Origin of the sequence: Chryseobacterium sp., assembly GCF_045629545.1 — a bacterium.
Classification (GTDB): Bacteria; Bacteroidota; Bacteroidia; order Flavobacteriales; family Weeksellaceae; genus Chryseobacterium.
On record NZ_JAZQRK010000002.1, the window covers coordinates 74,919 to 89,194 of the forward strand.

At 34.4% G+C, this 14,276-nt stretch carries 10 protein-coding genes and 1 pseudogene; 6 read left to right on the plus strand and 5 right to left on the minus strand.

Translation table 11 applies throughout. The features are described 5' to 3' along the window. Positions 1–3: 3 nt before the first annotated feature. The 3 genes and pseudogenes from pgi to ACKI42_RS00770 all read right to left on the minus strand — a co-directional run bounded on the left by pgi (position 4) and on the right by ACKI42_RS00770 (position 2,785). Complete coding sequence (pgi, locus tag ACKI42_RS00760) at positions 4–1,644, minus strand: glucose-6-phosphate isomerase (protein WP_407401437.1); 1,641 nt, start codon at positions 1,642–1,644, stop codon at positions 4–6. A gap of 241 nt (positions 1,645–1,885) precedes the next feature. Then, a pseudogene (locus ACKI42_RS00765) lies at positions 1,886–2,590 on the minus strand (DUF4349 domain-containing protein); the annotation flags it as partial. 12 nt (positions 2,591–2,602) lie between these two features. Continuing rightward, positions 2,603–2,785 (minus strand): hypothetical protein, encoded by a 183-nt coding sequence (locus tag ACKI42_RS00770; RefSeq protein ID WP_407401439.1) that lies wholly within the window; start codon positions 2,783–2,785, stop codon positions 2,603–2,605. Positions 2,786–2,987: 202 nt separating this feature from the next. Between ACKI42_RS00770 and ACKI42_RS00775 the strand changes: the two genes are divergently transcribed. Continuing rightward, the gene (locus ACKI42_RS00775; protein WP_407401441.1) at positions 2,988–4,346 is read left to right on the plus strand and encodes an acyl-CoA dehydrogenase family protein; all 1,359 of its coding nucleotides are present in this window, start codon (positions 2,988–2,990) and stop codon (positions 4,344–4,346) included. A 57-nt stretch (positions 4,347–4,403) separates the two neighbouring features. On the opposite strand, the gene ACKI42_RS00780 is transcribed toward ACKI42_RS00775, so the two are convergent. Next, positions 4,404–5,516, minus strand: a complete 1,113-nt coding sequence (locus tag ACKI42_RS00780) for an AI-2E family transporter (protein ID WP_407401443.1) — start codon at positions 5,514–5,516, stop codon at positions 4,404–4,406. A 75-nt stretch (positions 5,517–5,591) separates the two neighbouring features. After that, the gene (gene lon / locus ACKI42_RS00785; protein WP_407401445.1) at positions 5,592–7,997 is read right to left on the minus strand and encodes an endopeptidase La; all 2,406 of its coding nucleotides are present in this window, start codon (positions 7,995–7,997) and stop codon (positions 5,592–5,594) included. A gap of 259 nt (positions 7,998–8,256) precedes the next feature. On the opposite strand from lon, the gene ACKI42_RS00790 reads away from it, so the two are divergent. The 5 genes from ACKI42_RS00790 to ACKI42_RS00810 all read left to right on the plus strand — a co-directional run bounded on the left by ACKI42_RS00790 (position 8,257) and on the right by ACKI42_RS00810 (position 14,162). Beyond that, the gene (locus ACKI42_RS00790) at positions 8,257–10,398 is read left to right on the plus strand and encodes a SurA N-terminal domain-containing protein (protein WP_407401447.1); all 2,142 of its coding nucleotides are present in this window, start codon (positions 8,257–8,259) and stop codon (positions 10,396–10,398) included. A gap of 131 nt (positions 10,399–10,529) precedes the next feature. After that, positions 10,530–11,480 (plus strand): MlaD family protein, encoded by a 951-nt coding sequence (locus ACKI42_RS00795; RefSeq protein WP_407401449.1) that lies wholly within the window; start codon positions 10,530–10,532, stop codon positions 11,478–11,480. Between the two features lie 23 nt (positions 11,481–11,503). Continuing rightward, positions 11,504–12,832 (plus strand): 4Fe-4S dicluster domain-containing protein, encoded by a 1,329-nt coding sequence (locus tag ACKI42_RS00800; RefSeq protein WP_407401451.1) that lies wholly within the window; start codon positions 11,504–11,506, stop codon positions 12,830–12,832. A gap of 86 nt (positions 12,833–12,918) precedes the next feature. Continuing rightward, positions 12,919–13,704: a (Fe-S)-binding protein gene (locus ACKI42_RS00805; RefSeq protein WP_407401453.1), complete on the plus strand. Its 786-nt coding sequence runs from the start codon at positions 12,919–12,921 to the stop codon at positions 13,702–13,704. 26 nt (positions 13,705–13,730) lie between these two features. Further along, the gene (locus ACKI42_RS00810) at positions 13,731–14,162 is read left to right on the plus strand and encodes a hypothetical protein (protein ID WP_407401455.1); all 432 of its coding nucleotides are present in this window, start codon (positions 13,731–13,733) and stop codon (positions 14,160–14,162) included. Positions 14,163–14,276 lie beyond the last annotated feature (114 nt).

Sequence of the window (14,276 nt, forward strand, 5' to 3'; positions counted from 1 at the left end):
TTATTATTTATTTCCTTTGTAATAGTTAATCAATCCATTTGTAGAACTATCATGAGAGTTTATAGTATCTTTATTTTCTAGTTCTGGTAAAATTTTGTTGGCTAAAACTTTTCCTAATTCTACCCCGAATTGATCAAAACTAAACACATTCCAGATAACTCCTTGAGCAAAAATTTTGTGCTCGTACATTGCGATTAATTGTCCTAATGAAAATGGAGTTAGTTCTTTTATTAATAACGAATTGGTAGGCGTGTTTCCTTGGAAGACTTTGAAATTGAGTAATTTATCAATCTCTTCATCAGATTTTCCTGCTGCGGACAATTCTGCTTCTACTTCTTCCTCATTTTTACCGAAAGCCAATGCTTCAGTTTGAGCAAAGAAGTTGGCTAATAATTTATCTTGATGGTCTGAAACCTCATTACAGCTTTTCGCATACGCAATAAAATCTGCTGGGATCAATTCCGTTCCTTGATGTATCAACTGATAAAATGCGTGCTGACCGTTAGTTCCTGGTTCTCCCCAGATTATGGGCCCTGTTTCGTATTCTACAAAGTTACCATTTCTATCTACACATTTCCCGTTACTTTCCATATCTCCTTGTTGAAGATACGCCGCAAAACGATCTAGGTATTGTGAGTATGGCAATACAGCATGGCTAGTTGCCGCGTAGAAATTGCGATACCAAATCCCCAAAAGTGCCATTAATATGGGTACGTTTTCAGAGAAATCTGCTGTTTGGATATGCAAATCTGTATCATAAGCTCCTTTTAGAAGTTCTTCGAAGTTTTCATAGCCTACGGAAAGTACAATGCTCAATCCAATGGCGCTCCAAAGCGAATATCTTCCACCAACCCAATCCCAAAATTCGAAAATATTTTCTTCTGCAATTCCGAAATCTTTTACCGATTGTATATTAGTTGATAATGCTACGAAATGTTTTGCAACATCTTCCTCTTTTCCAGCCTTCAAGAACCAATCTTTAGCAGAATTTGCATTGGTCATGGTTTCCTGAGTGGTAAATGTTTTGGATGCTATAATAAATAAAGTAGTTTCCGGATTAAGGTTTTTCACTACCTCAGCAATATGGTTTCCATCTACATTAGATACGAAATGTACTTCTAATCTTGTTTTAAAATGTTTCAGTGCCGAACAAACCATTACAGGTCCCAAATCTGAACCTCCAATCCCAATGTTTACCACATCTGTAATTTCTTTACCACTGAAGCCTTTGTGTTCTCCAGAAATAATTTTTTCTGAGAAAGCTTTCATGTGGTCTAGAACTCTTTTTATTTGAGGCTTAATATTTTCGCCATCTACCAAAATTTCTCTTTCCGAAAAATCTCTTAAAGCCGTATGCAAAACTGCTCTTCCTTCTGTTTCGTTGATCTTTTCACCAGAAAACATTTGTGAAATTGCAATTTTCAGTCTGCATTCTTCTGCTAAATTTAACAATAACTCTTTGGTTTGAGTATTGATTAAATTTTTAGAATAATCAAAAAGAAAATTTTCTCTTTGCACAGAAAACTCTTCAAAACGATTTGCATTGTACTGAAAAAGGCTTCTCAATTCAAAATCGTTATTAGAAAAGTGTTCTTCAAGCGCTTTCCAGCTTTCTGTATGAGTAGGATTTATTTTTGGTAACATATTTAGCTATTATTAAAGATAATGGAGTCATACGCTGAAATTCTAAAGTCTATCAGACTAGATTTAAGGTACAAAATGCAAATTTAAGGAATTTAGGACAAAGATTTTAATGAAGTATGAAAATCAGTAGTTCTCTGTTTCAATTTAATAATAATCAAAAAACCTCTCCTAAAAAAGAAGAGGTTAAGAATCATTTAATATATGAAGATAACCTTGCGGTTAGGATGATTGTGTAATATGGTTATGAATTGTTGGCTTTTGTTTTTACTAATTTTCTTTTTCTTACAAAGTATAATACGGCGCCTGCTATTAGTAAGATTGGCCAAATGGTTACTAATCCTACAATTAGTTTTTGGATGAAATAATAGCCATCAATAACAGCATTTTTCATACTGTACCAAAAATTAAATTTGTATTTGTTATCAATATTTTTGGTGTTTGTCACAGCAATTTCAGCCGTTCTTAGTTTGGGTTCTTTAATAAAAATATCTACTGTGCTGTATTTCAAGTTATCCGCAACGTTAAGCTGAGAAAGCTGTTGTTGGTTGTCTTCAACCATTTTCTCATCAGCCATTGTCACTTTATCTTTTCTATTTTTCAGTTGAGTAATATTTTCGCTGGTTTTTTTTACTCTCTGATTTTCTAGTTCAGCATATTTTATAGTAGAAGTAATATCTTCAGCATTGATAATTCTAGAGTTTAGAAAAACTTTTTTATCATTAATTAAAGTCAAAAACTGACCCAGATTTTCTGTAGGAATACGAACTTGAATATTGTTTTCGGCTTGATATTTTTTCACCAAAACTGCATTTTCATCTGATGTATTATAGGTTTCTTGCGAAATGGTATGGCTTTCCAAATTGCTTTTTGTAACAAAACCGCCAAGATCTTGCGCATTTTTTTCTATTGCAATGGTGGCATCATACACGTCTTTTACTTCCATGTCTACATTAGCCGTCTAGATGAATTTTTTGTCCTTCACTTGGGTTGTCGCAGCTGACGATACACTGTCTGAAACCATAACTTTGCCTTCGCTATAATTTTCTGATGCTTCGTTTGCACTTTTTTCGTGTTTGCTGCAAGAATAAATTCCTAATAATAGAGTAACTGCGAATGTAATTTTGATGTAAGTAGTTTTCATAACGTTGTTTTTTGATGTTTTGTTGAGTCAAATATCTATTGAATTTGAAATTTATATTTGAAATGCTTACGCAAAATATTTGTAATATTTTTAATATATTTAAATAATTGATTAACAGTATTTTGTAAAATATACGAAATAACTTGTCTATCAATTCGGATTAATTTTTGATGCTTTTACAAAACAAATCACACCTATTATTATGTCGAATACATTTTCAAAACTTAGAAATGCTTTAGAATTATTTAGATCAATAGATTTTGATCAGCTAAGTGCCATTTCTCAAAAAGTAGATTTACCCAAATTGATGCAAGGATTTTCTAAACTTGATGACAAACAATTGTCTGGAATTTCTAAAATGCTAGATCCCAATAAACCAAAAAAAGAATTGCCTCCAATAGACGGAGATTTCTACGATATCTACCATACTCTTACGCCAGAACAAAGAGAAGTACAATTGAAAGTGCGTGCCTTTATGGAGAAGGAAGTGAAACCTTTGGTGAATGATTATTGGCAAAAAGATCAGTTTCCATTCGAGTTGATTGCTAAATTTAAAGAACTCGATATTTGCGGGGTTACCTATGAAGGATATGGTTGCAAAGGAATGCCTTTTTTGATGGAAGGTATTATTGCTATGGAAATGGCAAGAATAGATGCATCTATAGCTACTTTTTTTGGTGTGCAATCTGGTCTCGCAATGGGTTCGATCTATATTTGTGGTTCGGAAGAACAAAAACAAAAGTGGCTTCCTCAGATGCAAAAATTTGATAAAATCGGAGCATTCGGACTTACAGAGCCTGAAGTAGGTTCTGGCGCTGCAGGTGGATTGACGCTTACTTGCAAAAAAACAGAGGAAGGCTGGATTTTGAACGGACAAAAAAAATGGATTGGTAATGCAACTTTTGCAGATCTAGTGATTATTTGGGCTAGAGATTTGGATGATGGTGAAGTGAAAGGTTTTATTGTAGAAAAAGATAATCCTGGATATACAGTAGAGAAAATTAAGGGTAAAATGGCTCTGAGAATTGTGCAAAACGGATTGATTACCTTAAAAGATTGTTTGATAACCGAAGAAAATAGATTACAAAATGCCAACTCCTTCAAAGATACTGCTAAAGTTTTGAGAATGACGAGAGCTGGCGTTGCTTGGATGGCTACAGGTTGCGCGAGAGGTGCGTACGAAAGTGCTTTAGAGTATACTAGAAAGAGAGAACAGTTCGGGAAACCTATTGCTTCTTTCCAAATGATACAAGGACATTTGGTAGAGATGTTATCTAATCTTACGGCGATGCAAACTATGGTTTTCAGATTGTCTGAAATGCAAGACGAAGGAATATTAAAAGACGAACACGCTTCTTTGGCAAAGGTATTCTGTACACTAAGAACCAGAGATATCGTGTCTAGAGCGAGAGAAGTACTTGGTGGTAATGGTATTTTACTAGAATATAATGTAGCAAGATTTGTGGCTGATGCTGAAGCTATTTATTCATACGAAGGTACCAAAGAAATTAATTCATTAATTGTAGGAAGATCCATTACAGGTTTTAGTGCATTTGTTTAATTAAATGTCCATTTAAAAAATAAAAAAAAGACTGCAAATTTTGCAGTCTTTTTATGTTTAGTCTTTCTCTTGTAGGGTAATGGTTCGGGAAATTTTATAAGATTTTTTCTTTCGATCTGGTTTCTCTTCTTCACCCAAAAGATTACCCCAAGGTTTCAATCCGTCTACACGCTCAAAAATAATTTTAACAATAGCCATTGCGGGAATACACAAAAACATCCCAGAAATTCCCCAAAGATGTTCTCCCACTAAGATTCCTATAAATGAGAATAAGGCATTTATTTTTACTTTCGAACCTACTACAAAAGGCAAAATAACGTTGCCATCTATCGCGTGTATAATTACATAGCCTATAAGAACATAGATGCATTGTGAAGGTGATCCTGTAGCAAATGCAATAAAACAAGAGATTACCATTGAGAAAAGAACTCCGATGTAAGGGATGACATTTAGAACTCCTGTAAGAACGCCTAGTAGAATCGCATATTTTACTCCAATAATAGTGAGTGTAAGTGAGGTTATAATGGATACTATAACAATCTGTATGCACAAGCCTGTGATGTACTTTTTGGTCATAGATTGTATTTCACCTACCACTTCTCTTACTTTGTCAATATGTTTATCATCGAAAACATTAATGATAAATTGATTCAGCAGTCTTCTATAGTTTAGTATAAAAACAAAAAATAGGATACAGAAAAATAAGAAACCTAAACCTGTAGAAAATATACTAAGCGTAAATCCTAAAATAACGCCAGTGGAGGACAATAGTTTGTTTAAGCCCTGGTTGATGTACTGGAATTGCTCCTTGGTATTGACATTAAATTTTTCTGAAATCCAATGTTGAAGTTCATTAAAAACAGAAACAAATTGCTTTTCTAGTTTGGGTACATCTTTGCTGAAATTGGCAAGTTGTGTTCCAAAAAAATATCCTAAACCAAGCAAAACTCCAATCATAATAAATACAGAAACCATGGTAGATATAGACCTTGGAAGCTTAATTTTCCTTTCTAAAAGATTGGCAAAAGGTACAAATAGCATAGCGAGAAGAAAAGCTAAAAAGAATGGCGCAAGGATACTCTGACCGAGTCTTACCAAATATCCTAATCCAATGATAGAGATAATTACTAAAGCTAGCTTTAGCACGAAGGGAGATTTAATAAGATTCATAATTATATTTGTGTCGGATAAAAATAACAAAACCTCACCAATATTTGATGAGGTTTTTTATATTATGTTGAAAATTTATTTTTCTAGCGCAATTTCTAACACTTCTGGCATCCAATTCACGTAATTTACTTTAAGATTTCTCAGGTAATCTTGTTTTATTTCTTCTACATCTTTTCTGTTAGCTTCGCATAGAATCACTTCAGTGATTCCGGCTCTTGTTGCTGCAAGGAGTTTTTCTTTAATACCACCTACAGGAAGTACTTTTCCCCTTAGGGTGATTTCACCCGTCATCGCAAGATGAGGTTTTACTTTTTTATTTCTAAAAGAAGAAACCATAGACGTTAGCATGGCAATACCAGCAGAAGGTCCATCTTTTGGTGTCGCTCCTTCTGGCACGTGTACGTGGATGTTTTTCTTCTCTAGTTCTCCTTCTTCTATGCCCAATTCTACATATTTTGCTTTAATATATTCCAAAGCAATAGTTGCAGATTCTTTCATTACAGTTCCCAAGTTTCCAGTCATCGTTAGGTTTCCTTTGCCGTTACTGATGATGCTTTCTATAAAAAGGATATCTCCACCTACACTTGTCCAAGCCAATCCTGTAACTACACCTGGAACATCCGTAAGTTCAGATAAACTTTTAGGTCTTGGTACACCCAAAATTTCATCTACTTTTTCTACAGAGATTTTACCATCGTATTCTTTTTCCAATGCAGTTTGTAGCGCAACCCAGCGGGAAATTGCAGCAATTCTTCTTTCTAATGTTCTAACGCCACTTTCAGAAGTGTGTGCTTCTATAATGTGTTTCAATTCTGGATTGCCCAATTTGAAAGACTTTGTAGTGAGTCCGTTTTCTTCTTGTTGTTTTTTTATTAAATGTCTTTTGGCGATTTCTATTTTTTCCTCTAAAGTATATCCTGCAATCTGTATTATTTCCATTCTGTCCAAAAGTGGAGTTTGTATGGTAGATAGAGAATTGGCTGTTGCCAGGAACATTACTTTAGACAAATCATAACCCATTTCTAAGAAATTATCATAGAAAGATGCATTTTGTTCTGGATCTAGTACTTCTAGCAATGCAGAACTAGGATCGCCATGCATTCCTTTTCCTACTTTATCTATTTCATCCAAAACAACTACAGGGTTAGAAGTTCCTGCTTTCTTTATAGATTGCAAAATTCTTCCTGCCATAGCACCGATATAGGTTTTTCTGTGACCACGAATTTCGCTTTCGTCATGCAATCCACCCAAAGAAACACGAATATATTTTCTACCTAAAGCATCAGCCACAGATTTTCCTAGAGAAGTTTTGCCCACTCCTGGAGGACCTACCAATAGTAGAATAGGAGACTTCATATTATTTTTAAGTTTTAGAACCGCCATATGCTCCAAAATTCTTTTTTTAATGTCTTCTAGACCAAAATGTGCCTTGTCTAATACTTTCTCTGCTCTTTCTATGTCGAAACTATCTTTAGTGAAAGTTTCCCAAGGCAAATCTGTAAAGAAATCTAAGTAGTTTCTTTGTACGTTATAATCTGGAGAATTTGGGTTTTGCCTTTGTAGTCTGCTTATTTCTTTTTGGAAATGCTCTTCTACATCTGGCTTCCAAATTTTTGTTTTGGCTTTTGTTAGCAACTCTTCTACATCACTTTCTGGGCCGCCACCTAGCTCATCTTGTATAGTTTTTATCTGTTGACTTAGAAAATATTCTCTCTGTTGTTTGTCTAGATCTTTAGATGTTTTTTGGTGAATTTGGTTTCTTAGTTCTAATTTTCTGTAATCATCATGCATCATTTCATAGCATCTATTAGCTCTAGCCATTAGATTTTTTTCTTCCAACAGCCTTTGTTTATCAGCGTATGGAAAATTAGAATTGGTGCAAATAAAGTTGAGCAAATCATCGTTATTGGTGATGTTTTTTATAGCAAAATTGGCTGCACTAGGGATATTAGGATCTAGCTCTACAATTTTCAGGGCAAGTTCTTTTATATTTTCAAGTAAGGCTTCGTACTCTTCTTTGTTTTTGGTTTTGGTTTCTTTCAGTCTCGTAATTTCCCCTTTAAGATAGGGCTGATTTTCTACTATTTTTTTTATTTTAAATCTATGAAAACCCTTTGTGATCGCAGTAACATTACCTTCAGGGAGTTTTATAATCTTAATAATTTTTGCTAGAGTACCAATTTGGTAGATATCTTTGTCTGTAGGCTGTTCTATATCGGCACTTTTTTGGCTCACAATACCTATTAGTTCGCCATTTTCTTGTGCTTCTTCTAGAAGTTTAATAGATGCTTTTCTGCCCGCAGTAATTGGGATAACAACATTAGGAAACATCACCATATTTCTTACAGGAAGTATAGGAAATAATACTTGCTCTGCATTTTTTTCTGTTTCATCAAGGTTTGATAGGGTGATATCTTCAGTCACAATATTGAAACCGTCGCCAATAATTTCGTCAAAATTTATATCTTCAAATTCAGTCATAGTAAATTGAATGACAAAATGTCATTTACATTTTTATTCGTTTATGTATAATTCAAAATAGGATCGAGAAAAACGATACCTATAATGGTGATTGTATTTTTGACAATATTAATGCCATTTGATTTTTACTAAAAAATACGGTCAAAATTTCCATATTATGGGAAGTTAAATTTTAAAAATTAAAAAATCGACTTATATTTCTATAATTTCTTAAAAATGTGTATTTTCGCACACTGATATAAATAACTATACTTATAAAATGGCAATTTTAGGACAGATTAGGAATAGACCTTGGCTTTTAATGGGAATGATCGCATTAGCGTTGTTAGCATTTTTGGTAAATCCCGAGAGCATTGATAAGGTTTTTGGAAAAAATCCTGATGTTTTGGGGAAAGTAAATGGTGATAAAATTACCCGTGAGGAGTACAACGATCAACTTTTCGTACTACAACAGCAAGCAGAGCAACAAGGACAGCCAAAAAGCGGCCTAGAAGAGCAAGCTTGGCAAATTTTGGTACAATCCAAATTGGTAAAACAACAATTCGAGAAAATGGGATTAGAAATGACTGAAGAGTTGTTCTGGAACCAAATTCAATACGACCAAATGTTTGCTCAAAACCAACAACTTTTTGACGAAAAAGGCAATTTTAAGGTACAAGAGCTTAAGAAAGAAGTTGAAACTTTAAAAAGTACTAACCCAGAAGGGTATAACCAATGGATGAAAACTAGAAAGTCTATCGAATATAGAATCATGGCTAGACAATTGTTTGCAAATGTTTCTACAGGGATTACCTCTGGTAAAAAAGAAGTTGAAGAATTGATGAAGCAAAGAGATCAATTAGCAGACATCGATTTCGTGAAAGTAGACTATGCTTCTTATCTTCAAAAAAATAAAATTAAAGTTACTACTGAAGATTTACAAAATTATATTAGTAAGCATCCAGTAATGTTCAAAACTGAACCTAGTAGAAATCTTGGTTTGGTATTGTTCCCTTCTACGCCTAGCGCTGCTGATGAGGCTGCTGTACAAAAGGAAATCACCAACTTGTTTTCTGGTACTGGTGATGCTAGTGGATCTAACGAGAATTTCCAAAACACTAAAAACGATTCATTGTTTGTAATGGCTAATTCTGATATGCCTTACAATAGCCAATATGCTCCAATGAACCAAATGCCTCAATTTTTACAAGGAAAATTAGAAGCAGCATCTGTTGGGCAAACTTTTGGTCCTTACAAAGAACAAAACTTATTTGTTTTATCTAAATTATTAGGTAAGAAACCATCAGATTCTACTTTATCTAAACATATTCTTATCTCCTATAAAGGCGGCGAAAGATCTACTGCAACAAGAACTAAAGAGCAAGCCAAAAAAATTGCTGATAGTTTGATGGTCCTGATCAAAACAAATCCAGCAAAATTTGCAGAAGGATTGAAATTATCTGATGAACCAAATGCTGTAGAAAGAAATGGTAGCGTGGGTTGGACAACTCCAGAAAGCCAATTCGCTCCAGGTTATCTTAACTTCTTAGCCAATAACGCTAAAGGATCTACAGGGTTAGCAGAAACTGAATTTGGTTACCACATTATTAATGTAGAAGACAAGAAAGCAGGATCTATGGGTTATAAAGTAGCTCATATTGTTAAAGTAATTAAGCCATCGGATGCTACAGAAGCTATAGTAGACAAAAATGCAAGAAGATTCATCCAGCAAGTACAAGGTAAATCTTACAATGATTTTGTAAATATTGCTAAAAAAGCTAACTACAAATTTTCTAATGCAAGTTCAGCAAAAAGATTTGACGGACAACTACAAGGTCTTGGTACCGATAAAGATGCAGAAATTATCACTTGGGCTTTTGATAAAAAAAGATCTAAGGGAGATACAGAATTCTTCACTGTAGAAGGTACTGGAGATAAAATCGTAGCCTACCTTAATGGTAAGCAAGAAAAAGGGTTAGCAGATCCAGAATCCGTAAGAAGCCAAATAGAGACAATTGTCATGAACCAATTGGCAGCGAAGCAAATTGTAGCTAAAATAGGAGCTAATCCTAATTTGGATCAAGTAGCAAAAACATTTGCGACTACTAAACAATCTGCTCAAGTAAATATTCTTAATCCATCGGTTGCGGGTGCTATGGAACCTAAAGTTGCAGGTGCTGCATTTGGGGTGAAAAAAGGAAAAGTATCTAATGCAATTGAAGGTGGAACTGGAGTATACGTTTTGTTGAAAAAGAACGAAACCATCAACAAACAGCCTGGTGACGCAAAACAATTTGCAGAGTCTATTACACAGAGAAATCAAGGAATGTTCGGGCAATCTTGGTTGAAGAGCTTACAAGATAATGCAGATATTGAGGATTATAGAATCGAAATCTGGAGTAAAGTAGGAACTCAACAATAAGAAATACCGAAATTAATATCTATACAAAGTGGCAAAGTTTTTGCCACTTTTTTTTGTAATCAACCTAGAGTAGGTATTGAATAACATTAATTAAAATGTACTATATTTGCTCATTAGAAAAAATATAAAAAGTGAAGTTCAGTAAAGAATTAAAAGCCGGATTAATCGCAATATTAGCCGTAATTGGTTTTGTGGTTTTATTCCAATTCATGAAAGGCAGAAGCCTTTTTACTACCGATAATATATTTTATGCCAAGTTTGATAACGTAGAAGGTCTTGCACAATCTTCCGCAGTGTCCATCAATGGACTAAAGGTAGGACAAGTGGACAAAATTTTACCAATGAGAACAAGTGATGGAAGAATACATTTCGTCGTAAAGGTAACGGTAGATAATGAATTTGAATTTTCTAAAGATTCCAATTTAGAGATCTTTGAGCCAGGACTAATGTCTGGCAAAGAGATGAGGGTAAACCTTGTATATACTGGTGCTGCTGCCAAAGATGGTGATACATTGAAGGGAGCTTTCAAGCTTGGGATGATGTCTAGTCTATCCAACCAAGTAGGTCCTGTAAAAGACCAGTTACAAACGGTATTATACCGCGTAGATTCTTTAATGGCAAGTGCCAACCAAGTTGTAAATGCGCAAAATAGAGAGGAGATAAGATTATTATTAGCTAACCTTAATAAAACCGTTGGTGCATTGCAAACTACTGCAGGTAACGTGAATTCTTTGGTGGGACATAATGATCCAAAACTTCAAAACGTGCTGGATAATGCAAGTGCAACGATGAAAACTGGACAAGTAACTCTAGATAAATTCGGGAATGTTGCAGAAAGCATTGATACCAAAAAATTAAATGCTACTATCGCAAGTTTGGATAACACCGTAGGAAAACTAAACCAAGTAATCGGAGGTATAGAAAACGGACAAGGAAGCATGGGGAAATTGTTGAAAGATGAACAATTATATAACAATCTAAACTCTGCTTCTAATAACATCAACTCTTTAATAGAGGACATGAAAGCAAACCCAAAGAGATACATTAATTTCTCAGTATTCGGAAAAAACAATAAAGATTAATACTAAAAGACTAATACCATTATATGCAGTATATCGATAATATTATATTTTTCATACTACTAGTTGCAGGTTTTGGACTATTCGGAAAAAGCTTACTAAAAATCTACAGAAATATCAGACTTGGTCGAGAGATAGATCGAAGCGATAGAAAATCCGAACGATGGGAAACCATGGCTCGTGTAGCAATGGGACAAAGTAGAATGGTGAAAAGACCTATAGCAGGGATTCTTCACTTATTTGTCTATGTAGGTTTTATTATTATTAATATAGAGTTATTAGAAATTATTGTAGATGGTCTTTTTGGTACACATCGGTTTCTAGCTTCAATTTTCGGACACTCGTTCTACAATTTCTTCACAGCCACATTAGAAGTATTGGCTTTCCTAGTAATTATTGGTGTAGTCTTGTTTTTCATTAGAAGGAACTTCTATGGAGTAAAAAGATTAACGATGAAAGAACTTTTCGGATGGCCAAAAAATGATGCCAACTGGATTTTGATTATCGAATTTGCTTTGATGACTGCATTTTTCTTGATGAATGCTTCAGACTTTGTTTTACAACAAAAAGGCGTGTTAGCAGAGCATGGCAGTTTCCCAATAAGTTCTAATATTATCGCACCTTTATTTAATAATTTCGGAACTTTTAGTTTAGAAATGATAGAAAGAGGAGCGTGGTGGTTCCATTTTGTAGGGATTTTATTCTTCATGAATTATCTTTATTACTCCAAGCATTTGCATATTATCCTTGCTTTCCCAAGTACATGGTACGCGAACTTAGATGTATACGGAAAGTTTAATAATCTAGATTCTGTCACCAAAGAGATAAAGTTGATGATGGATCCCAATGCAGATCCTTATGCTACACCAGCAGAAGGAGACGTGGCAGATGTACCTTCAAAATTTGGAGCAGAAGATATTTTTGATCTGAACCAAGTACAACTACTGAATGCTTATTCTTGTACAGAATGCGGAAGATGTACTTCTGTTTGCCCGGCTAATCTTACGGGTAAAAAATTGTCACCAAGAGCGATTTTAATGAAAACAAGAGATCGTGTAGAAGAAGTGAGCAAAAACATCGACAAAAACGGAACTTTTGTAGATGATGGCAAAAAATTACTCAACGATTATATTTCAAAGGAAGAACTTTGGGCATGTACTACTTGTAATGCATGTACAGAAGCTTGCCCTATATTACTAGACCCATTATCAATCATATTCGAAATGAGAAGATTCTTGGTGATGGAGCAATCTGCGGCACCACAAGAATTAAATCTGATGATGACGAATGTGGAAAATAATGCGGCACCTTGGCAATATAACCAAGCAGACCGTCTAAATTGGGCTAAAGACTAATATAATAAAGTAATTATCTAAACGGTGAAAATTTGTATACTTACTTGATAATAATACAAGAAAAAACCGATCAATGTAAAATAACTATGGATTTCAAAATAAAAACAATGGCAGAATATGCTGCCGAAGGAAAATCACCAGAAGTATTGTTTTGGGTAGGTTGTTCAGGAAGTTTTGATGATAGAGCAAAAAAAATTACAAAGGCTTTTTGTAAAATTTTAAATAAAATAGGAGTAGAATTCGCTGTATTGGGACAAGAGGAAAGCTGTACAGGCGATCCTGCAAAACGTGCAGGTAACGAGTTTGTATTCCAAATGATGGCGCTTACCAATATTGAGGTACTGAATGCCTATGAAGTAAAGAAAATTGTAACAGCTTGCCCACACTGTTTTAATACTTTGAAAAATGAATACCCAAGCCTTGGGGGTAACTTCGAAGTGATACATCATACTCAATTCCTAAAAGATTTGATGAATGAAGGTAGATTAAAAATTGAAGGTGGTGCCTTTAAAGGAAAGAAGATTACTTTCCACGATCCGTGTTATCTAGGTCGTGCCAATGGTGAATATGAAGCGCCAAGAATGTTGCTAGAAAAACTAGATGCAGAATTGGTAGAGATGAAACGTTGCAAAACAAACGGTTTGTGTTGTGGAGCAGGTGGTGCACAGATGTTCAAAGAGCCAGAAAAAGGTAATAAAGACATCAATATAGAAAGAACGGAAGAAGCGCTTTCTACAGAACCCAAAATCATTGCTACAGGCTGTCCGTTTTGTAATACGATGATGACAGATGGCGTGAAGCACTTCAACAAAAACAATGAAGTAGAAGTAAAGGATATTGCAGAACTTCTTGCTGAAGCTGAAGATTTATAGTAACTTATTATTTATATTTATTTCGTATGATTCTAAAGTGGAGAATCTCTATTTTATTATTTTCAATAGTTTTAGGGTTTCTTACCTTTTTCAATTATACCCACAGAATATACGATTGGGATATGCCTGGATACATCGGAAGTATGTACAAAATTGGGCAAACCCATTCTGAAGAACAAATAAGAGAACTTACTTATCTAGCGATAAAAAAGGAAGCACCGGCAGATCATTACAAAGATATTGATGGTACGCAACCTTACGACAAGGTAAGGATAGATTTCACCAATGATACTAGGGCATTTGCTGAGCAGATGCCCTATTTTCAAATAAAAGTAGGCTATGTTTTTGTAGTAAAATTATTACATCTATTGGGATTGTCTACGCCCATGTCTGTACTTGGACTCAGTTTAATTTCCTATTTTATTACTGACCTGAGTTCGATTGTAAATTTAGAATAAATAGCTTGTGATAAAAGGCAAAAATTAGTATCTTTAAGTTTCTGACATTTAATGATTTAACTAAGATTTGCCTTATGATTTGTTTTGATAAAATTACGGATATTTATTCAATTG